Source organism: Alicyclobacillus sp. ALC3, from assembly GCF_028751195.1.
Taxonomy (GTDB): Bacteria; Bacillota; Bacilli; order Alicyclobacillales; family Alicyclobacillaceae; genus Alicyclobacillus_L.
Genome location: NZ_CP066784.1, coordinates 2788739 through 2809901 on the forward strand (window position 1 = coordinate 2788739; position 21163 = coordinate 2809901).

Below are 21163 nucleotides of genomic sequence, written 5' to 3' on the forward strand. Positions count from 1 at the left end.
CGCAGAAACGCGATCGTGCCTTGGCGGGCCGACATGAGCTCTATGCCGCACAGATAATTCATCTCACGAGACATATACGAGTTTTAACCATGAAGGAGAGCGTGCCAAAACCAGCCGAGAAACCACATGAATTGAAAACTGTCGCCAGAGTCACCCATACGCTCTGTGGCTAGGTGTCAGAGCATCGCTACTCTATTTGCCCGTTATTGGACCTACTTAAGTCGAGTAAAAATGCCATCGAATTATGCGAACAAATGTCATCATGCACCGACAGGAAGTTCCTTCAGTTGTCGGCCGGCTTTGAACAAACTTGTTATATTGCGGAGAGGTAGCGCCCTGCAAACTTTCTGTGCGAATTTTTCTGCGTTCTGTATGATGGGCCCAGCACGGGGCTTCCTATGACAAGCTATGGAAGGTGAAGGGTTTGCTCGAATCTAGGCCCAGGCTTGAAGAATTGGACTCGATACGCGGGATTGCTGCCTTGACAGTTGTGTTCTATCACTGCGCCACGGTCGTTGGCGGAGGTGCCTTGGGAGTTTATCTGTTAAGGTCGCCCTTTGCCATACTAATAGCTGGTCGCTCTGCAGTCATCATGTTCTTCATGTTAAGTGGTTTTGTACTATCGCTGCCCTACCACAGGGCTACCAAGGTTAGTTACTCGCGCCTTATGATAAAGCGTATCTTTCGGCTGTACGTGCCTTACCTCGCGGCAATCCTGACGGCCTTATTGGTGCGATCTCTGTTCAAACACCCGCAGGTGCTGTCTTTCTGGATTCAACCAATTACGCCGAAAGCATTGTGGCAAGACTTACTTATGATTGGTCAAAACAACCAAATGTACCTTGACCCAGTTACTTGGTCACTCACGCAAGAAATGCGGATCTCGATACTCTTTCCGATTTTGATGTTTATTGTTTTGAGATTCCGCTGGGAGAAAACATTGCTCATCGGTTTTTTGCTGTCTTGTACTGGAATTGTGTATCATCTCATCTGGCAAAACTCCGTGGACCTGTACACGAATTATTTTGATACGCTCCATTACATCATGATGTTTATGGTTGGTGCTTTGATAGCGCGGAATAGATCAAACCTTGGGAGGTTGTTCACGCATATAGCTACACCCACGAAAGTGGTTGTGGGGATATTTGGATTGATTTGTTATTCGGTCCACGACTACTTGAGCTGGAAACTGCAAGAGTACGGCTACGGTACACTTGGTCCATTCCTTCTGACCGACTGGGTAGTTGTCATCGGGGCAGCTATTCTCATCGTTACGGCCATCACGAACAAGAATGTGTCGAGGACGCTTCTGTTTCCTCCGTTTAAGTTTCTGGGTAAGATTTCGTACAGCCTTTACTTGTTCCACTTCATTGTCATTTTGACGCTGATGAAAATTTTCCCGCATGCCCCATTCTACATAATTGACCCATGCGTTGTTTCAATATCCATTTTAATCGGATCCATTGCGCATTATCTCATCGAGTCCCCAAGTATGAAACTCGGTAAACTCTTGACCGCTAAGCACTATTCCACTGGGAAAGGTAGCCTCGAGTTGTCGGTCTCCATTAAATTATATGGAGAGAGCGAACGCAGATAAGAACGCATTCCATATACGCAGTCAATCATCCGTTCGTTAATCAGAGCGTTACAGGTGGGAGTGAGTCTGGCGCGCCAGCTGCAGCGATTTTGTGAGTCTGCTATTTTATCATTGAACGAAGGGCAAACAAGGAGGAACAGAACATCCATGAACCTGTCCAAATATAGAGATGAATTCCCGTTGTTAAAGGACAAAATCCACTTGGGAAACTGCTCGCAATCGCCTCAAGCGAAGCGGGTTCTCGCCGCGATGAACGAATACCTGGATAACTGGAGATACGTCGGTATGGATTGGGACTTTTGGGTGGCGGGGGTCGAACAGGCCAAAGCTTCGTTTGCCCGGCTGATCAATGCGGATGTCGATGAGGTCGCTGTCTTGAGTTCTGTGTCGGATTGTGTCTCGATGATTGCCTCATGTTTTCCACTCGAAGGGAAACGTCACGTCGTGACGACGGTGGATGAATTCCCAACCGTCGGTCACGTTTGGCGGGCCAATCAAAGCACGGGTGAACTGACGGTTGACTTCGTTGCGTCTGAAGACCACTTTTACGGAGAAAACCTTGCGCCCTATTTTAAGAACGACACGGCTCTCCTGTCCATTCACCACGTCGCCTATAATTTCGGTGCCAAACAGGACATTGCCGCTCTTGCGAAACTGGCGCATGCGCACAACGCCTACATCTTCGTGGATGCCTATCAAGCCGCTGGCACGACACCAATTGATGTGAAAGAAATGGACATCGACATGCTTGCTTCTGGAAACTTGAAGTACCTTCTCGGCATCCCGGGCATCGCGTTTCTGTACGTTCGCCGCGAAGTGGCCGAGAAGATGTTCCCTCGAAACACCGGCTGGTTTGGTCGGGTGAACCCCTTCTACTTCAATGCCAATCACATCGATTACGCGGAGGGCGCAAAGCGCTTTAATACCGGTACGGGTCCCATCCTCGCGGCATTTGCTGCGCGCGGGGGCATGGACTTCATTCTCGAGGTCGGTGTAGACGCCATCGAGCAGCGGATTGAGGAACTCTCCGCGTTCACAATGGACGCGGCGCACGCTCGTGGATTACAGGTCATGAGTCCGCGTGATCCAAAGAAAAAAGGAGCCAGTACAGCCATTTGGGTCGGCGATTCTCACGCCGTGGAACAGCACTTGATGGAGCAAAACATCATCGCTTCCGCGCGCGGAGATGTGATTCGGATTGCGCCCCATTTCTTCACGTTGGAGACCGAAATTGACCAAGCCGTGGCTGCCGTTGCGCAGTGGGTCGACGAGCAACCATGAACCAAGGAAGAAAGGGGAAACCAAGGAAGGGCCGAAAGCATAGGTGAGAGTAGGATGGCTGGAGGCTTGCGGAGTGAAACAAGATGATGAACCGCGTCGGCTGAAACTTCTATTGCACTGCCTTGCTGAATGGGTCGAACCACACATTATCGAGGGAGGTCGGGATTACTACGAGTTTGACTATGTTCTGAGACTGGAAGTTGAGGGAGACGCCATTCATGCATTGGTTCGAGGCAGTCAGGGGCCGTATAACACGACCGTAAACCTCGCTGATTTTAGCAAGAGTGAGTGTGACTGCCCGTATGAGGACTACTGCAAACATATGGTTGCGGTGGTCTATGCTGCTGCCCAGCATGACAAGGACATTGTTACCGACGAAAAGTCCGTGCCTACGGTGGATAGTGTGATGACGTTGTTGGCCACACTTCTTCATCGGGATCTCCTGGAAGTCATCAGTTTGGCGCTAGAAGATAAGCCGAAACTCGCAGCACATATCTCGCTGTGGTTTGACCGCTTTACGACCAGACAGGATATGAAACGAGTACTCGTAGGGATGAACACGCTCGAAGCCGTCCAGTATTTCGATAGTCGCGTCGCAAATGTGGTGATGGAAGCAGAGCGGATGTTTGAATCCCATCTCTCGAACGATGAAACGGAAGAATACGACAGTTGGGGCGACTCGGTGTATTCGATGGACATCTGGCACTGCCAGGAAGGTGTTTCCCACGTTCGCAACTGGTGTGACGCACTGCTTGAAGCCTTGACAGATGAGACGGTGATTTCTGTTGTGGTAGGCCTTGCACTTACAGTTTCGCGTGTGTCGAGGTGGCCCAAGCTGTATCCAGAGGAAGCACAACGCGAACTGTCCGACGCATTGTCTGGGTGCAGGAATGTGCTCGACGAAGCTGTTGGTCGACTGCAGTTTGTGATGGAACGAAACCTTCATCTTTGGCAACAGTATGTCGCGTTTACCGATTGGATGACCGACGGGTGCAAAAATATGGGGTATTTGGTGGATTGGACAGAAGCTTTGTCATCCTGCGTCTTGGATGGGCCACATCTGATGCGGGTGTATGATCGGTTACTCACAAACAACCCAGCGTTTCTCCTGAGTGATGAATTGCTCGATGAGACTGGCAGTTCATCGAAGGAGTACAACGGATACGGACGCTACCTGGTTGATTGGTGGTGTCGGATGTGTTTGTTGCACGGAAAAGTCGAAGAAGCTGAAAAGGCGTTGCTGCCGTCCTTTACAGAGGCGGGACCTATCGCTGACATTGCAACCATACAAATGCTTGCAAACTACTTTGTCAGTCACGGGCAGAGACGTAAGGCCGCTCATTACACGGGCCTGGCTGTTCGACTGAATCCACATGCAAGTGCCCAGGACTACGAATGGGTAGCGGAGATGTATCAGTCCATCCAGATGATGCCTGAATCGGTGCGGGCCAGAGAACAGGCATTCCTCTCGTGGCCAACCTGGGAGCGCTTCGAACAATGGATTCATGCGGTTCCATCTATCGAAGACCGACAAGGGAAGGTCAAAGAGCGGGTGGGTATGTTCGTCAATCAAGGACAAATTGGACTTGCGTGTCGCATGCTCTGGACTGTCGGCCTAATCGACGAGGCCTGGAGTGTCATCAGTGGGCAGAGAATCAAGATGCATCTCATTGACGACAACCTTGCGGAATTCCTAAAACACCTTGAGACCTACAATGTGGAGCAAGCAGTCACGGTCTACGAAGAGATTGCGCTCGTTTTCATTAGGGACGGTCACATCAGGTCTGCTTATCGAGAGGGTGCAGCTTGGCTACAGGCCATGCACGATGCGTGGGTTGGTGCGAATCAACAGGACACCTGGAGGCATTTTATTCAGGCGTTCCACAGAGAGTACCAGCGCCTACCTGCGTTACAGGACGAACTGCGAAAAGCAGGACTCGTATAAAGTATCATGGCGGATATCACCACAATCTATAGGGGGAACCGATGAATCTTCGGGCGTTGCGCAGCCGATTGAAGGCTCTGGAGAAGACCGAGTTGCTGGAGACCATTGTTCAGATCTACAAAGTTTTGCCGAAGGAACTGATTGAAGAGGAACTCATTGATGACATAATTGCAGACCGAAGCGGGTACTTGGAACTGCGCCAACGCGAGAAGGAGGAGGAGAAGCGATATAGGCAAGCATACCAGGCAGAGAACGTAACTCATTTGGCCGCCCTTCAGAAATGGAAGACCATTCCTGAGCACGCTCGCGAGTTGCTGTTGAACAATGTATGGTGTTCCCGGTGTGGCGAGACCCGGTTAAAAGACTATACCGTGGAACATGCTGGACCCAACATTGTTCTTCGTGGTAGGTGTACAGCCTGCCATCATGATGTTGCTCGGCATGTCGAGATTGAATAGCTCACGGGATACGGTCATTTTACCCAGCAACTTTTGGACAGGCAATTACGTCAGCTTTCGGCGTTCATCTGTCGATTGGGTAAAGTGAACACAAGCACGACATCATCTCGGTGCTAGTCCGTGCTACACTCTTATCAGAGGTGGATGTTATGCCGGAACGGTCTGAGGAAACCAATGTTCAAGACTCACGAATGAGCCCGGATGAACAGTTTTCGGAGTGCGTGGTCGAACTGTTGCCGCTGTTTCAGAATCATCCGAATGTAAACCGGGTGATTCTATTCGGGTCCCGTGCACGCAGAGATCATGAGGAGCGTTCAGACATTGACTTAGCTGTAGACGCTCCTAAGATGGACATCCTCGCGTGGGACAGGTTGTGCTTTGCCGTGGCCGAAAATACAACAACCCTGTTGCCAGTTGACTTGATTTGGCTGCAGCAAGCTTCCGCGGGCCTTGCACAACGAATCCGAGATGAGGGTGTGGTCCTGTTTGAACGAAAAGACGAGTCAGTCAATTGAGAACTTAAAACGGGCACTGTCGAGACTCGAAGAAGCCATAAACTCTTCTGCTGTGGAACACGGTAGTCTGTTAGTTGATGGAACAATTCAGCGGTTTGAATTCTGCATTGAATTGCTTTGGAAAGTGTTGAAAAGAGCACTGTTGGAAAATGGAGTTGAAACTGGTACTCCCCGCGAGGCGATCCAAAAGGCTTATCAGGCAAAATGGCTACAGGATGAAAAAGTCTGGATTCAGATGTTGCAGGACCGCAACCGAACAAGTCACGTATATGAGGAAGAAATCGCCCGGGAGATCTTTTTAAGAATTCCTGATTACTACAAAACCATGCGAGAGACCGTATCAGTAATTGAAGGTAAGGTGTGACGCTAATATGACCAGCATCGAATGATGGGAGCATAGTACGACTGTCTACCGCGTGACGAAGCCTCACAGTCGCGTAGTAGAAAATCGGTCCAAAAGGAGAGCGGAGTGCCCGGTTGTACGGGCACCCATAAGCTTAAGACCTGGGGACGGAAACATGGCCAACCTGTGAGCCTCGTGTTGCCTTGTGCTTCGCAGTGACGTCCAATTTTCTTTTGCTAAAAATCAAATACAACGAACCGGCCACGACAAGCCCAATGATCCAGGAAACATCACCGTTATGGAGCCACTTGGCAACAATACCTTCATACAATGACGTGTTCATGAATGGTAGTTCCATAATCAATCCCGCGACGTAAGAGGACAGGGCAATCAGATTGATTTTTCCGTATTGGCCATCAGGCGTGTAGATGTCGGAAATATTGTAGTTCCCTTTACGCAAGAAGTAGTAATCTCCTAGGTTGATTGCTGTCCATGGTACGAGGAAGTCAATCAACAATCCTAAGAACGACTCGAAGCTGTTGAGCAGATTCCCCTTTTCCAAGAACGCAAGATACGTACCGAGAATCGCAATCGGAACGATGAACCAAATACGAAGCCCTAGGTTAGCTTTTAATTTGCGGAAGAATGTCGTACCGATCGTTAAGCTTGACATAAACCCACCGTAAATGTTCAAGGCATTGATGCTGACAATACCGAGTGCGGCCGCCAAAAGAACAAGTACACGGAACCACGGCCCCAAATGAGCCGCGAGCATAGCAAAGCCGGCTACCGGATTGCCATTGGGAGCTTTCGATTGAATGAGTGCACCGAGAATCATCATCCACATGTTCGAAAAGGCGATGCCGATATAGGTGTACCAAAACGTCGACGCAATGGAGGTTTTCTGTGGCAGATACCGTGAATAGTCAGCAACGTAAGGGGCGTATCCGAGTGTGTTAATGACTGCCAAAGAGATGCTTAAAAGAAATGGACCGATTAAGAATCCACCATGCGAAACGTGCGTGATAACAGACGCATGAGCGTGGCCAATCGGTACACCGGTTAAGAGCATAATGGTGAGTACACCAAAAATCCCGGTAAAGAAATATGACATCCAACGATTAAAACGATGGATAATGTTGTATCCCGCCAACACCAATAGGAGAACTGCAATCGAGCTAATCAGAATGCTCATGCCTACTGAAATGTGAAACAGCATCGCTAATGCTTCCGCGCCAATGACGGCTCCCGAAGCGTAGAAGCCTAAATACATCAATACCACCATGATGAGTGGAATGACGGCTCCGTAGTAACCAAACTGTGCGCGACTCTGAATCATTTGCGGGATGCCGAGATGGGGACCTTGTGCCGAGTGGTATGCCATAAATACTGTACCAATCAACGTGCCAAGGATGATACCCAGCACTGCCCATCCAAAACTAAAGCCTGGGGTAATTGCCATTAGTCCAGTAGCGACGACAGCCATTTGCGCATTCGCACCGAACCAAAGAAAAATCAGATCTGAGGCCTTTCCGTGTCTCAAGTTGTGGGGAATGAAATCAATGCTGTGTCGTTCGATCAGAAAATTACTCTTTGACATCCGTTACCCTCCTTGGATTGCTCGCAAGGAGAAGCGGAGAAACCAACTTAGCGACATGCTATACGGTGTGTGAAGTTGATAGACCCAGTACCAACATACGCAAAACCGAAAATTCTTCTTAACGCTTGCGAAGTTAGCTGACGGGTTCGGGTAGAAGTTCCCTACAAGACCAGATGGCCTCGATTCACCCCAAAGGTTGGTTCCTCCGCTTCTTCCTAACGAAGAACTCAGCGTATTGCTCATGTGATTAAGTCTAACATGAAATGTTTGTTCGTGAAACATCCATCTACACATGTGCAAAAAAGTAAAACATGACCAAACGGAACAAGTCTGCTCGCGCGGAGCTTAAATACCACCATGCCAACGGATGTTGGATACCGAACTCGATTTTGAACTTGCGCTTGCTCCGAAGGGCCAAGGAACACCTTCATGGGTTCGTGGCGTCTTGTTCTTCGGCATTTTGCGGTGCATACACACTCAACTTAGCCCAGGCATTCCGATTAAGATGGTGAGAACTGATAACCATTTGTCCTATTGGCATAAAAGGTTGTTATAGGGCGACGGATTTGACTTTCCCGTCACCCTCAACGCGCTAAGTAAATTGCTTCGTAGGAACTCGCTTATTGAGGTCTTTCTTGAGACACGTGGAACATGTCTTTTTGACGAATCAGAAATAGTGCACATAAGAATCCGACTGCGAGAAAACACCCGGCGATGATCAATATATGAGTGGTTGCGTCTACAAATGATGTCCGGGCAATGTGTGCAACGGCAGGAAAAAACGCTTGATGTTGATAGCGGCTTGGCGCACTTTTCAGACCGAGGCTACCGGCGATCGGGCCGGCTTTTTCAATCCCATGAATCATGCCATGTCTTGCGCTGGCAGACAGTTCAAGTGCGTTGAGTTGGGAGATTTTATCATGTACCAGCGCGTTGTACCGATTCGAAAGCATTGCACCAAAGAACGCAATCCCAAATGAAATACCCACTTGCCGACTGACGTTGCTGACACCTGAAGCCATGCCGATTTTCGATGGATGGACCGTCCCCATTGCGAGTGATGACAAAGGAGGATTTGCCATTCCATTAGCGATTCCGGCGATGATAAATGCTGGGAGTAAAACAATCCAGTCCGTTGGCTTGTCAGTGGGCGAGATGCGTGTCATCAGAAATACCGCGATCGACATCAAGCCCAAGGAAGTGACTAGCAACCATTTCGGGCCGAATCTGTCGGATATCCTTCCTGATAGAGGTGCTCCAACCAACACCAATGCACTCATGGGCAAAAACCGTAACCCGGCTTGAAGTGGATCGAAACCAAGGAAGTTCTGCAAAAATAACGTCAGATAGAAAAGTAACGAGTATAAACCTGCACTTAGACAGAATGCTGCAATGGCAGATGCAGTGAAACTGGGATTCTTGAATAGACGCGGATCAATCATGGGGTTCTTGATTCTCAGTTCGCCAAGAATGAAGACGACTAGCGCGACTGCCGCGACAATGAACAAAGTGAGAATGTATGCAGAGGTCCAGCCCTTGTTGTTCGCTTGCATTAGAGCCAAAACGAGACAGAACATACCCCCGGAAAATGTAATCAAACCGAATATATCGATGAAGTGCGAGGTGTGTTCGTTTTTGGATTCACGGATAGCCCATGCAGACAACACAATGCCGATAATGCCAATTGGCACGTTGATGTAGAAAATAGACTCCCAATTGACCTTTGCAACCAACAGTCCACCTACCAACGGCCCGATTGCGGTAGCCAGCCCTGCAACGCCGCCCCAAATTCCGAAGGCTGCTCCGCGCTCCTTGCCATGAAACTCCGTTGAGATGATGGACAGAGAGAGCGGCATCATCGCGGAAGCGCCGATTCCTTGAATTGCACGTGAAATATTTAGGACGTCGATGTGATGTAGACCGCTAATAGTAAAATCACCTGACAGGGCACAAAGAAGTGAACCCGCGCTGAAGACGGTCAGTCCCGTAATGAAGATTTTCTTCCGCCCCAAAATGTCACCGAGTCGGGATGAGGTGACAAGGACGACTGCAAGCGCGATGGCATAGGCGTCAATCACCCACTGTAGGGCCGAGAATTGTGCGTTTAAACTCCGCTGAATCGTCGGCAAAGCCACGTTGACGATGGTGACGTCGAGAAGTGCCATGAACAGTCCGAAACATACTGCTGTAAGCGTCCACCACTTGTGAGAAGGACGCCCCTGTGCTTCCACAGCATATTCTTTCATCTAAAATCGCTCCTTTAGTTAATCTTTTCCCACATACGATGTGCCCACTCCATCTCGAGTTCCCACTGCATTTTCATGTGTTCCATAATGTTGAGTGAATTGGACATGTCAGATGGGATGGTGGATTCGCGTTGTTTCAAATCCTCAATTTCATGTTCGATGTGGTACACGTGCGTTTGACATACGTGAATGAAGTGCTCTATCAAGTGCATCTGTTCATCGGTGGTCAGAAAATCCAAAAAGGCAAACTTGAACCCAAAGATTCTTCGATAGTCTCCAAGGTTTGATGTCGTATCCATCATCAGTTTATAGAACCGCTGCCTTCCCAACTCCGTAATTTGGAAGGTCTTGTGTCGCTGTATCCTTTCTTGGGACGGACCTTCCACCGCTTCGATAAATCCCTTTTGTTCCAACTTGTCGAAGAGCGGATACAACCTGCCGCTGCTGATTTTTGCATAAGGACCAATCATATCGTTGATGATTTTCGCAATGCGATAGCCGTGCGACAACGAGCGCATGAGAAAGCCGAGAATAATCAGTTCATACATAGATTCACCCCCTGATGTTTGTCGTTCAATGATATTATACAAAGATATATCACAGTGTTATAACATACGCAAATGTCTTCGTCTTGGCGAATCGTGTTACGCACGAGGCCGGCATAATCAATAAATTATCGAACAGCGCACTCTCTACCTGGCGAAATGCAAAAAACCCACACTTCACACCTCGCAGTTCTCCACCTAGATTCGTCTAATCCGCGTTGTATCAGCGCTTTTGGCTGTCCACGTGTTGCCAAGCGCAACGGACAAACTGCCCGAGAGTGGTTAGAGACACATTGTGCTGAAATGGCCTACGTGGTCATGTGCACCTTCCGCAAATGACCGACTACCTTGTCATCTGCAGAAAGTCTGCATCTTACAAGCTGCAAATGACCAGGTGCATTTTTGAGAATCCTTGCGTAGCAAGGGGTGAAGTGGTCAAAGTGGAGCCGCTTTTGCGCGAATTTTCGATATGAAAACACACGAAAGGGGGACAACGTCCGAAGACGTTGCTGTGAGCTATAAAGAGGTCGGGGACTTACAAATTGTATGCAATCACAACGGAGCCCTTGGTGAGGGCGACCCGTTAGGGTCGGACTTGCCAAGGGCGGACTATCGGTAGGCGCAAAACCAACGCGGTCTAGTGCAACAGACTCTGCGCCGTATAAAGCAAATCGAACTTATCGGAGCACTCATGTATCACTACGGACTCCTTGCTTTTGAAAATCTGAACGTGCAAGGAATGTTGAGAAATCACCACCTTGCCAAAAGCATTGTTGATGCGTCTTGGAATCAACTCGTACACTACACCACGCACAAAGCGGAAGAAGCTGGTCGTCGTGTCGTACTGGTCGATCCCAAAACACGAGTCAACAATGTTCGAATTGCGGTGAAATAGACCCCAAGAAACTGTCTGAGCGTATACACAGGTGCGAGCATTGTGGCTATAGAAGTGAATCGGCAGCGTTTGACCAGGGTACACGTCGTGGAGCAAGACCCCGAACAGTGGCTGGATTCCACCGGAGACGTGTACTTGGTGTCCGCCTTGCCACACTGTGGTCTGAATCGCTGTGGGGCTCCCATGAGCGAGGTAGGCCGACCATGTGTTGGTGCCGGTGTTTGTCATGACCACGGTGCCGGGGTAGGTCATCCCTGGGGCAATGGTACTGACGGGCGTCGGTGTCGAGTATGGGCTGGCTGTGGTGTAGAGACCGACGGCATCAAACCGCGCCTGTGCGCCACGTCGTAGGACGGCGAAGAGGAGGAGGCAAATGGCTTTCTTCGCAGCCGAGCCGGTCGCATGGCTTCACCGTTTGGTATTGTTTGTCCCGCCACAACTCCCCGACCCCTTACCTTCATGTGACACCTCTATCTGTACTCTAGCATTCAGTTGCCGTTCAATGATGGACTACGTACACTTTATCACCATTTCTGTCGAAATCAGAGACTTATTGTCGTGATGCGGACACCACGTCCGGCCGATGTACGGTCCAAAGTTTTGAACCGTCTGCAGTGACCATGGGTATGCCGCAGGATTGAGACAGGGCGTATTCCAGCGACGGTGGCAGTGGCCGAGTGTACCCGGTTAGCCACAAGATGTAGGAAGGGTGGCGTACTCGCAAAAACGCCCTCAGTTTCGCCAACGCTTGTGCATCGGTAAGGGTATTGAAGTCGGGCGAATACAGGAATCTATTTGGGAAAGACGTTTCCAGGGTCCCCCAACTGGCTGCAGAGGTGTACGGGAACCCGTATACATTGGTCACAGGGAAGGGGTATCCGGCGGTTGCCAAAGCGGACATTACGCTCCCGAATTGCAAATACGCATCCATAATAACTGTTGTCGGACGGCTACCAATCGTAGCCCTAACAACTCCAGGCTCTGTTAGGAGGCGGGAGGATGGCGGGGCCGCAAGGCTGGGGAAGCTTAGCGTTGGCATCCACAGCACAATGCTGGCGATGACGATGGCCAACGAAGTTATTTGTGGCATGAGGCGGCCCCTGCTATTGTTGGTCCAGTGGTCGAGGCCTAGAACGACGAGAGCGACAAGTGCAATGTCTTCGTACATTGAGAACCGGCCAGCAGTTGCTTGTCCGAGGAGCGGGATTCGGTCAACCACCGACCACGGCAGTTGGACGTTTGTGACGACTCCATCCACGTGCAAGTAGGGTCCCATCGACAGCACGCTCGCAAACACACCCATGAACAGCAAGAGCCATGTCCACCGCTTCTTCCGCGCCGTAAAGAGGGCGAGAGTCGCACCGACAAGCATCGCGACACTGAGATATGCCCCCATCTCAGACACGCCACCCGTGAAATGGTTGACGATGTGAGTGGACAGGGGCGTGTGGACCCATTGGGCTGGAGTCGGGATTAGGAAGCTGAGGATGTCGGAGACCCATGTATTCGGTGGCATGATGTGCGCATAGGGTCCGTGCGGTGCCTGCAGGAATGTCAGCACGCCGGGAGAAGCGAACACGAGGATGGTGATGGCGGCTATGACCAACACGCGAGTGTACGGACGTAGATGAGTGCGAAACTCCTTCCAATAGGTCGGCAACGAAATGACGAGAAGGACGCCGCCCATGAATACAAACGTGGCGAACACCTCTAGGGATGTGTAGAACAGGGCAGTGAACAGGAGACCCATTATCACCCCGTCCCACACAGATTGCCTGTGAGCACGCACGTAGCGAACTGTCATCCACGCAATGGAAAGTACAATGGTACAGGACATTGAGAAGTTGATGTGGCCGTCCACCAACTGGTTGACGGAAAACGGGTTGACCTCTAACAAAAGCCCTCCAAGGAACGCTAGCCAAGGACTCACGCCGATGGCTCTGAACAGCAGGAATCCCAGTACTCCCGCCAAGAAGAGGGAGGTGGCTACCACAACATTGAAGGTAAATACAGGGTTGGCGATATACACGAGTGGGCCAAACAGGACCGATTCCGTCAACACCGAGGTGTTCGTCATCAGATTGAGTCCGGAGGGATAGTTCAACAGATTGGTCGTCAAGGGATTTTGCCTATGTACGACTGCGTGCCAGAACCACCCCAAATACCACATGAACTGTCCGGAATCCTGATTGTCACCCACATAGAATGTCAATGGATGATGTATCGGGGAGCGTTCGATCATCAGGACAGGAATCAGATAGGCGCACACGAGAAACGCACCAAAATAGATTCGAAAGCGAGTCGGTCGTGGAACTCGTTCTAGTAGCAGCAAGGGTGTCTCCTTTGCGCGTCAATAGTCTTCCCAGCACACTGTATCACTGTGCGTGGCGAAGTGTGAGACCTGTTATTGATTCATCCGAAATTATCTGTTCTATGACTGGATTTTTATTCCTGTCGCCGTCTCCCGTGCACTCGTGTCAGCAGGATGCAGGATGCAGGATGCAGGATGCAGGATGCGATGGTTCCGTAAACAATTCACTATCTTGTGCATGCGCCTGTTGTGTGGGGAAGTGTAGCTTGGCCCTGAGTGCACTTTGGCATACAACTTTAGGTCAATTGCATTCAGGAATACAACTTTGCTAGAATTGCATTGTAGGGTGCAACGGAAGACGCATCGCGGTCAGCCGATGGCAGAAACGTCGAGGTGGGCTGAATGGGAGTTTCCGGATCGGTCTTTATCATGGATGTTGCGCGGTCGAGTCGGATGAGCAATCCGACGGACCTCACGGACTTCTTGAAGTTTACAGTAGCTTGGGTGCGTGCTGTTGCTGCGCGCACCTCTGACTCAATTTCTCTCTCGCACCGCTTCGGAGATGAAATTCTCCTCGTGACGAGGGGGGCTGAGGGGGCCTATGTCCTCGCCTTCTACATCATGGCGACTTGGCCATTTCCAGAGCACTTGCCGTACTTCGGTGTCGGGTATGGTGACCTGCGGACGGAATTTCCGCGTGACGAAGACCTGGAGGTTTGGAACAGTCCTGTGGTGAAACAGGCCAGGACCGCCGCTGATATGTTGAAGCACGAGAAGCCTGCGAACCGCCCATGGCTGCTGTTTAGCACAGACGACCTCGCTACAGGAGACCTACTGAATGAATACGCGCTCATTCAGGACCGGTTTTTCCGCATGCAAACCCATGCCGACCACCTGGCTGCCGCGATTTACACGATACGAGATGTTCAGGCGTGGGTCGCGGAGAAGTTGGGGAAGAGTCGGTCCACCATCTCTCGACAGGTACGAAAGTCGAATGCAGATGTCATCATCGCAACGAAGAACCGCGTCGTCTCCGTTCTGCACGAACTAGGCCGGTTGAGTGAAGATAGCGCAGGTGCGCTGAATCCGAGAGTCCTGGAAAATCACATCCAGCACGAGCTGACGAGTCGCACGCAGGAAATTCTCCGCTCCTCACAGAGAGGGGCAAAAGACGGCTAGTCGTAGCGGGATCGAATAGGGCATATATCTCCGGGGAAAGATATCACCTTGGGGGTATCCGGATGGCGGAGTACTGCGCAATCGTGTTCGATCTGAAAAACTCGAGAGGCCTCGCCAATCGGTCGCAGGTGCAGGGAGTCCTCATCGAGTCCATGAAAAAATACAACGACCAGTTTGCAGACAGAATTGCAGCTCCTTTTCTTGTTATACTGGGAGATGAATGGCAGGGTCTCCTTCGACCGGACGCAGACTATCAACACACTATCGACTTTTTCCAGTCAGCACTGCAACTCCCGTTTTACGTAGGCGTAGGTGTCGGGGAATGTACGGTTTTCAGCGCGGAGTTGACGGTTAATCAACTCGACGGCCCCGCCTTTTACAAGGCTCGCCAGGCACTCAAGTTCGCCAAGCACCACGGTTACACGAAGGTCTATATTGAGTGAACGAGGCTGATTCACTTGCTCATCTCCCTCTACCTCTTGTCTCATTTAATTGGCGACTTCCCCTTGCAATCTGACCTTATGGTTGCTTTGAAAGCAAAGCGGCCGTGGTACGCGAGTTCGCTCGTGCCACACGCTGCTGTCCATTTCCTGCTTGCCGTGCTGTTCACTCTACCTTATCTCGTCGTCGCAAATCAGGGGTGGCGAATCCTTGGTGTGAGCGTAGTCAGCGCGGTGTTGCACCTGGTGATAGACTTTGGCAAGGTTCGAATAGATGGCCAGGTACAGGATTGCGGCGGGTTCAGCGCCTGGGTCAACAACGCAGTGTTACGACTCGTCCCGGCACTACACCCGGGCGAGTCGGCGACGAAACAAGAGGTCCAAGCTGCGTCAGTGTCAGCGAGGAAGCGCGAGGTCCGGACTGCGCCGCCGTCGAAGCACGAAGTCCGGTTTACCCGGCTGGGATTGTTCGTGCTGGACCAACTGGCTCACGTCGCAGCCATCGTCTTTGCCGTTTGGCTGTTCGAACCTAGCCTACTCGCGCGAACGATGCAGTACCCCTCCGCAGTCATCGCAGGTCAGCACCCGTTCTTATCCCCCGCGCAGAGCATGTTGGCCATCGTGATTGTCCTGTTGTACGCAACCACCGTGAGCGGCGTCATTGTTCAGACGCTCACCTCGCCTGCGCCATCGGCTGAGGCAACCTCCGCACAGGGGCAGGAACCGGAGGTTCCTCGAGGTAAGCTGATTGGGTACCTCGAACGTATTTTTGTCGTCTGTGCTCTCTGTATGGGGGCATACACGATGATCCCCCTAGTTGTGGGCGCCAAATCTCTTGTCCGCTTCAAAAAATTCGATAGCCCAGGGTGGGCTGAGTACTTCCTGGTCGGAACGCTCGGTTCGATTCTCTGCGGCACCCTGTCCGGGCTGGCTCTGAGGTTTCTGCTGCACCTGTGATGGGTGGACAAGCGGGTTGGACGCCACGGATGGGATAGGCATGTCGTGACACCTGTCCCTCGTCTCGCATGTCCACTGCGAAAACATATGCTGCTCACATCAGCACCTTCGGTTCATCCCCGGTCAAAAAGTCAAACCAGCGCTGGCGGAAGCGCACCTGCGGCGCGTCCGCCGGGACGTGGGCTTCCATGCGGAGTGCCTCCGGGATGGGACGAGGGTGTTGGCTCTCCACCACTGCCTGGTCTTCGCGCAAAATCTTGCGGCTGTAGTTGGAGAAGATGCGGCTCATCCCCGGGACGTGCTTGGCGAACGTCCGGCCGGCAAACCCGAATATCCTCGTGTGGTTGCTGTCGATCGGCGAGAACACTACGTAGTTGATGAACTGGGCGTTAGTCGAGCTGTCCGGGCGCAACATCCACTGCTGCGGGAACCGGTACTCGAGCAGTCCGCCGCCGTTGTGGATGGAGATGACGTCAGGGGACCCCGCAGCTTCGAACTGCATCTTCTTGATCTCGGCGGGAACGCGCCGGCCGATGGTCTTCTTGTGCACGAATGCAAGGTGTGCCACGTCGAGCACGCTCTCCACGACGCGTGTGAGGTGCGCCCGCCACTCCTCGTCGTACGGAGCGAGGACAAAGCGCGGGTCGTTCAGCTCGGGAAAGACATTCAGAGCGGGCGCTTTGTCTTTGTCGCATGGGGCGTCACCTCCTGCGTCGCTCGGATACACCCAGATGAGTTGAGCCTCTTCTCGCACAGGATAGGCTCTGACGCGGGCAAAGTCCGGGACTGGCCTGTTCGGGTGGGCGGGGATGTGTTCACACATGCCCGATTCGGCAAACTCCCAGCCGTGATACGCGCACTGCAGGCGTCCGTTGACGCACTTCCCCAGTGATAAATCTGCCCCACGATGCGCACAGTAAGCTTCGAGGCAGCGAACCTGTCCCCTTCTGTCTCTATACAGCACGAAGTCACGGCCGACGAGGCGGCGCTTGATTGGCTTGCCTTTGAGTTCCTTCGACCACGCCACCGGATACCACGCTACAGGGAACACCCTCTCGTCGCTCGGCAGCTTCTCTATGGGGGTTGCACGCTTGGGGGCGACAACCGACTCCGTCATCACCATGGCGATTCCTCCTGTGCTCAGGGAGATTAATTAACCGTATAGTATAATATTGTGCCGCAGGTTGCAAATAGAACTTCCGGTCTGGGCGGTGGAGGTGGTAAAGGACACGCGTGAGTATGGCGCGTCCTGGTTGCACGGAGCGGGTGGGCGCGTCAGAATGATTGAAACCATCTATATATTGATTGAAAATGATTGGTATTTGAATGTAGTTGACTGAATAAGTTTAAATGATCTAATATACAGTCAATACGGATGACTGAATTATGCGCGGACAAGATTCTTCACTCACAGCAGGTGCGCACGGCACAACGGTCGTCTAGCTGAGAAAGGAGGTTCCCGGAAGGTTTATGGGTAGGAGTGAAAACCATATGAAGTGGAGTGAAAAGGATGGCGCAAAACGGACAACAGGAGATGTTTGTTCGTAATGCGACGGGGCTGGTCCGGGAGTTGAGCGCATTTGACGCGTTTAACCTGGTGTTCTCGGCAGTGTTAATCCCTGTTGGCATTTCTCAGACGCTTGGCTTTGCCCCTGCGGCGTTTCAGGGCAGCAACGTCATGGTCGCGTATGTGCTTGCTGCAATCGTCATGTTTTTCTTTGGTTGGGTGTACCTCAGTTTGACCGTTGCGATGCCTCGCTCAGGTGGCGACTATGTGTGGGTGAGCCGCATGCTGCATCCGTCCGTCGGGTTCGTCACGAACGTATCCCTAACGTTTGTGTTCCTCACTTGGATATCTTTCAACTTTACGACGATGCTTAGTTACTTTGCTCCGGCAGCGTTTTATGTCTGGGGCGCATCCTCATCGACGGTCGCAGCGATTTCCAGCCCGACCTCGCAGATTATCGTCTCGACCGTTCTGACCATCCTGTTCGCCTTTTTGATGTCGATGGGTACGCGCAGGGTCGCGGTTTACATGCGTGTTCTCTTCTGGATTGTCTGGATTGGCATGGGCATCTGGATTGTCGGCCTGCTCATCACAGGCCACGGTGCATTCGCGACACACTTCCAGCAGACGACTGGTGTGTCTGCTACACAAATCATGACCATCGCGCAACAAAATGGCTACCATGCGACGTCCGGAATTAACTGGGGGATGACATTCCTCGCGATGATTTACGCGTTCCAGACTCTCACCGGGTTCCAGTGGACGGGTTACTTCGCTGGGGAAATTCGCAACGTCCGCCGCACGGCGACCACCTCAATTCTCGGCGGCCTCGTCGCAGCCGCACTGCTCTACATCATCGGCAGTGGTCTTGTCTACAAGGCGGTCGGGTACAACTTTTTCAACGCGCTGACGTACATGGGCTTTCACGATGCGTCCAAGTTACCGGCGTCAGTCCAGTACGTGTTGCCGGCGATGACCAAGTATCTCGTGCTGCCAGCCCTGCTCAAGGCGTACGTGGCGTTGTCGTTCCTGCTGGCGATTCTGTGGTGGACGCCGACGGGCTTCATGCTGGGCACGCGCAACCTGTTTGCGTGGGCGTTTGACCGGATGATGCCACAGTCCCTCGCAGACGTCAGTGAGAGGTTCCACACGCCGGTCAAGGCGATCTTCACGATTGCGGTCGTGGTCGAGATCATCAACTTCCTCAACGTCTACGCGGGGCTGTCTTCTTTCCTCGTGAATATCATTGCCGTCATGTCGCTCGCGTTTATCTTTGTGAGTTTGGCAGCGACAGTATTCCCGTATACGCGCAAGGACCTGTTTGACAGCGCGCCGAGCCTGGTCCGGTGGAAACTCGCTGGCATTCCGTTTGTGAGCATCGCGGGCGTGATTGGCATCCTGACTTGGGTGTTCGTGCTGGTCGTCGCGTTTAAAGCCAGCCAATTCGGCTTGCAGGTGACGACGAAAGCGATGGTCGAGGCGTTTGCTGTGCCTGTGCTGGCGATTATCTACTACGTCATCATGGCAGCGGTGCGTAAGTCGCAGCACATCGACATGTCCGCGACCTTCCGGGCGTTGCCGCCGGAATAAGTCGAGCCAAACAAGTCGAGTTCAGATTCGAAAGAGGGTGGCGCCATGAAGTCCAACGAGGAACTACAACGTCATGCGTCAGACATTCTGGCCCGGGCACAGTCGAAGGACTCGAGTCTACGCCTCTTGGGTGGAGTGGCCATCCGACGTCTGTTTCCAGAACCCGCAGAATTCCCGCCACTGCAGCGGACCTGCAAAGACCTCGACTTTGGGGTTGGGCGCAAAGACGCGAAAGGCCTCGCGGAAATCTTCGCGAGCTGCGGATTTGAAGCGGATCGACAGTTTAACGCCCTGCACGGAGCGACCCGGCTGATGTTTATGGCCGGGGACCTCCAGGCGGACGTGTTCGTCCGGGAGTTCGCGCAGTGCCACACGCTAGACCTCGAGCCGCGTCTGCGTCTGATTGACGCGGCTCTGCCGCCAGCGGACCTGCTGCTGATGAAGCTGCAAGTCGTCGAGACGAACGAAAAGGACTTCCAGGACATGTGCGTGATTCTGCTCGGCGCAGAAATCGGGTCGACGGATGCGCCGCGCGTCATCAACGCAGAGTACATCGCTGACCTGACTGCGCAGGACTGGGGTTGGTACACAACCTGTGCGGATACGATGGACAAACTTTCGGCCTACGTCGATGCAAACCTACCCCAGGCGGAGCAGACGGTCGTCTTGTCCAGGCTGAAGCAGCTGCGGCAGAAGATGGACGATCGGCCGAAGTCGATGAAGTGGAAGATGAGAAACGCCGTGGGGCGGAAGGTCATTTGGTACCAACTGCCGGAAGAAGCGAGGAGGTGACAGCTTGAGACGGGATGTAAAGGTGTTCTTCGCGACAGACATTCACGGTTCCGAGCGGTGTTACCGCAAGTTCCTGAACGCCGGAAAGGTGTACGGCGTCGACGTGTTGGTACTGGGCGGCGATGTGACAGGGAAGGCGTTGGTGCCAATCACCAAGCTGTCAGATGGAACGTACCGTGGACGTGTGGAAGGCAAGGAACAGACCATTTACGAAGACGGGATTGCCGACGTGATTGCGACCATCCGCAACGCCGGGTTGTACCCGTTTATTGCGACACCTGACGAAATTGACCACCTGTCACAGAACAAGGACGCCCTGCGTGAAAAGTTTGAAGTCGTCGTGCGCAAGAGCCTTGTCGACTGGGTTGAGCTCGCTCACGACCGGGCCAAGCCAAACGGCATTGACGTGTACATCCAGCCGGGCAACGACGACGAGCCGGCGGTGCTCGACGGCATGTCGAGCGACTTCGTGGTGAACCCGGAAGGGAAAGTGTTGTACCTCAAAGACACCGTCCCGATGATGTCGTACGGCTACAGCAACCACACGCCGTGGGACAGTCCGCGTGAGCTCGATGAAGCGGACTTGGAGGCGGCGTATGAGCGGATGGCTGCGCAAATCAGCGACATGAGCTGCGCGGTCTTCAACCTTCACGTCCCGCCCAAAGACGCGACGATTGACCGCTGCCCGATGCTCGATGACGACCTGAAGCCAATCGTCCGGGCTGGAGAAATTCAGACCTTTGGCGCAGGGAGTACTGCTGTGCGCGGCGTCATTCAGAAGTACCAGCCAATCGTCAGCCTACACGGGCACATCCACGAATCGGGCGGCATGGCGAAAATCGGCCGCACTGTCTCCATCAATCCAGGCAGCGAGTACAGCGATGGAATTCTCCGTGGGGCGCTGGTAACGGTCGACGCCAAGAAGAAGAAGGTTCACTACCAACTGACATCAGGTTGACCCA

At 52.4% G+C, this 21163-nt stretch carries 18 protein-coding genes and 1 riboswitch; of the genes, 12 read left to right on the forward strand and 6 right to left on the reverse strand.

The window, feature by feature from the left end; genetic code table 11:
- Positions 1–424: 424 nt before the first annotated feature.
- From JC200_RS12960 to JC200_RS12985, 6 genes are all read left to right on the forward strand, one after another.
- Positions 425–1597: an acyltransferase family protein gene (locus JC200_RS12960; protein WP_274432116.1), complete on the forward strand. Its 1173-nt coding sequence runs from the start codon at positions 425–427 to the stop codon at positions 1595–1597.
- Between the two features lie 147 nt (positions 1598–1744).
- Positions 1745–2878, forward strand: coding sequence for an aminotransferase class V-fold PLP-dependent enzyme (locus JC200_RS12965; protein WP_274432117.1), 1134 nt, complete (start codon positions 1745–1747; stop codon positions 2876–2878).
- Positions 2879–2951: 73 nt separating this feature from the next.
- Positions 2952–4823, forward strand: a complete 1872-nt coding sequence (locus tag JC200_RS12970; protein ID WP_274432118.1) for an SWIM zinc finger family protein — start codon at positions 2952–2954, stop codon at positions 4821–4823.
- Between the two features lie 41 nt (positions 4824–4864).
- Entirely contained in the window at positions 4865–5281 is a 417-nt protein-coding gene (locus JC200_RS12975; protein WP_274432119.1) for a hypothetical protein, read from the forward strand.
- Positions 5282–5430: 149 nt separating this feature from the next.
- Positions 5431–5796 carry a nucleotidyltransferase domain-containing protein gene (locus JC200_RS12980; RefSeq protein WP_274432120.1) on the forward strand — a complete coding sequence of 122 codons (366 nt, stop codon included), beginning with the start codon at positions 5431–5433 and terminating at the stop codon, positions 5794–5796.
- Positions 5768–6160, forward strand: a complete 393-nt coding sequence (locus JC200_RS12985; RefSeq protein WP_274432121.1) for an HI0074 family nucleotidyltransferase substrate-binding subunit — start codon at positions 5768–5770, stop codon at positions 6158–6160. The genes JC200_RS12980 and JC200_RS12985 overlap by 29 nt, the downstream gene beginning before the upstream one ends.
- Positions 6161–6293: 133 nt before the next feature.
- Here the strand turns inward: JC200_RS12985 and JC200_RS12990 are convergent, their stop codons facing one another.
- From JC200_RS12990 to JC200_RS13010, 5 genes are all read right to left on the reverse strand, one after another.
- A complete protein-coding gene (locus JC200_RS12990; protein WP_274432122.1) occupies positions 6294–7739 on the reverse strand; it encodes a purine-cytosine permease family protein in 1446 nt (481 codons plus the stop codon).
- 107 nt (positions 7740–7846) lie between these two features.
- Positions 7847–7982: riboswitch (cyclic di-AMP (ydaO/yuaA leader) on the reverse strand.
- 377 nt (positions 7983–8359) lie between these two features.
- A complete protein-coding gene (locus tag JC200_RS12995) occupies positions 8360–9985 on the reverse strand; it encodes an MFS transporter (protein ID WP_274432123.1) in 1626 nt (541 codons plus the stop codon).
- 14 nt (positions 9986–9999) lie between these two features.
- On the reverse strand, positions 10000–10533 hold the full coding sequence (locus JC200_RS13000; RefSeq protein ID WP_274432124.1) for a PadR family transcriptional regulator: 534 nt from the start codon (positions 10531–10533) through the stop codon (positions 10000–10002).
- Positions 10534–11167: 634 nt separating this feature from the next.
- Positions 11168–11653, reverse strand: coding sequence for a hypothetical protein (locus JC200_RS13005; protein ID WP_274432125.1), 486 nt, complete (start codon positions 11651–11653; stop codon positions 11168–11170).
- Positions 11654–11975: 322 nt separating this feature from the next.
- Positions 11976–13757, reverse strand: a complete 1782-nt coding sequence (locus JC200_RS13010; protein WP_274432126.1) for a hypothetical protein — start codon at positions 13755–13757, stop codon at positions 11976–11978.
- Positions 13758–14138: 381 nt separating this feature from the next.
- Here JC200_RS13010 and JC200_RS13015 point away from each other — a divergent pair, with 381 nt between their 5' ends.
- From JC200_RS13015 to JC200_RS13025, 3 genes are all read left to right on the forward strand, one after another.
- Positions 14139–14915, forward strand: coding sequence for a hypothetical protein (locus JC200_RS13015; protein WP_274432127.1), 777 nt, complete (start codon positions 14139–14141; stop codon positions 14913–14915).
- A 62-nt stretch (positions 14916–14977) separates the two neighbouring features.
- A complete protein-coding gene (locus tag JC200_RS13020) occupies positions 14978–15358 on the forward strand; it encodes a SatD family protein (RefSeq protein ID WP_274432128.1) in 381 nt (126 codons plus the stop codon).
- 15 nt (positions 15359–15373) lie between these two features.
- The gene (locus JC200_RS13025) at positions 15374–16312 is read left to right on the forward strand and encodes a DUF3307 domain-containing protein (RefSeq protein WP_274432129.1); all 939 of its coding nucleotides are present in this window, start codon (positions 15374–15376) and stop codon (positions 16310–16312) included.
- Positions 16313–16406: 94 nt separating this feature from the next.
- Here the strand turns inward: JC200_RS13025 and JC200_RS13030 are convergent, their stop codons facing one another.
- Entirely contained in the window at positions 16407–17429 is a 1023-nt protein-coding gene (locus tag JC200_RS13030) for an aromatic ring-hydroxylating dioxygenase subunit alpha (protein ID WP_443111911.1), read from the reverse strand.
- Between the two features lie 393 nt (positions 17430–17822).
- Between JC200_RS13030 and JC200_RS13035 the strand changes: the two genes are divergently transcribed.
- From JC200_RS13035 to JC200_RS13045, 3 genes are read left to right on the forward strand one after another with little or no spacing between them, the layout of a single operon-like run.
- Positions 17823–19409 carry an APC family permease gene (locus JC200_RS13035; RefSeq protein ID WP_274432131.1) on the forward strand — a complete coding sequence of 529 codons (1587 nt, stop codon included), beginning with the start codon at positions 17823–17825 and terminating at the stop codon, positions 19407–19409.
- Between the two features lie 45 nt (positions 19410–19454).
- The gene (locus JC200_RS13040) at positions 19455–20201 is read left to right on the forward strand and encodes a hypothetical protein (RefSeq protein WP_274432132.1); all 747 of its coding nucleotides are present in this window, start codon (positions 19455–19457) and stop codon (positions 20199–20201) included.
- Between the two features lie 4 nt (positions 20202–20205).
- Positions 20206–21159: a metallophosphoesterase family protein gene (locus JC200_RS13045; RefSeq protein ID WP_274432133.1), complete on the forward strand. Its 954-nt coding sequence runs from the start codon at positions 20206–20208 to the stop codon at positions 21157–21159.
- The last annotated feature ends 4 nt before the right edge of the window (positions 21160–21163 follow it).

What these genes read in the sequence shown, in the direction of transcription:
- JC200_RS13005 (WP_274432125.1), bottom strand. Translation starts at nt 11,653, where the DNA reads ATGACAAACACCGGCACCAACACATGGTCGGCCTACCTCGCTCATGGG.
- JC200_RS12995 (WP_274432123.1), bottom strand. Translation starts at nt 9,985, where the DNA reads ATGAAAGAATATGCTGTGGAAGCACAGGGGCGTCCTTCTCACAAGTGG.
- JC200_RS13015 (WP_274432127.1), top strand. Translation starts at nt 14,139, where the DNA reads ATGGGAGTTTCCGGATCGGTCTTTATCATGGATGTTGCGCGGTCGAGT.
- JC200_RS12965 (WP_274432117.1), top strand. Translation starts at nt 1,745, where the DNA reads ATGAACCTGTCCAAATATAGAGATGAATTCCCGTTGTTAAAGGACAAA.
- JC200_RS13040 (WP_274432132.1), top strand. Translation starts at nt 19,455, where the DNA reads ATGAAGTCCAACGAGGAACTACAACGTCATGCGTCAGACATTCTGGCC.
- JC200_RS13030 (WP_443111911.1), bottom strand. Translation starts at nt 17,429, where the DNA reads ATGACGGAGTCGGTTGTCGCCCCCAAGCGTGCAACCCCCATAGAGAAG.
- JC200_RS12990 (WP_274432122.1), bottom strand. Translation starts at nt 7,739, where the DNA reads ATGTCAAAGAGTAATTTTCTGATCGAACGACACAGCATTGATTTCATT.
- JC200_RS12975 (WP_274432119.1), top strand. Translation starts at nt 4,865, where the DNA reads ATGAATCTTCGGGCGTTGCGCAGCCGATTGAAGGCTCTGGAGAAGACC.
- JC200_RS13035 (WP_274432131.1), top strand. Translation starts at nt 17,823, where the DNA reads ATGGCGCAAAACGGACAACAGGAGATGTTTGTTCGTAATGCGACGGGG.
- JC200_RS13020 (WP_274432128.1), top strand. Translation starts at nt 14,978, where the DNA reads ATGGCGGAGTACTGCGCAATCGTGTTCGATCTGAAAAACTCGAGAGGC.
- JC200_RS12980 (WP_274432120.1), top strand. Translation starts at nt 5,431, where the DNA reads ATGCCGGAACGGTCTGAGGAAACCAATGTTCAAGACTCACGAATGAGC.
- JC200_RS13000 (WP_274432124.1), bottom strand. Translation starts at nt 10,533, where the DNA reads ATGTATGAACTGATTATTCTCGGCTTTCTCATGCGCTCGTTGTCGCAC.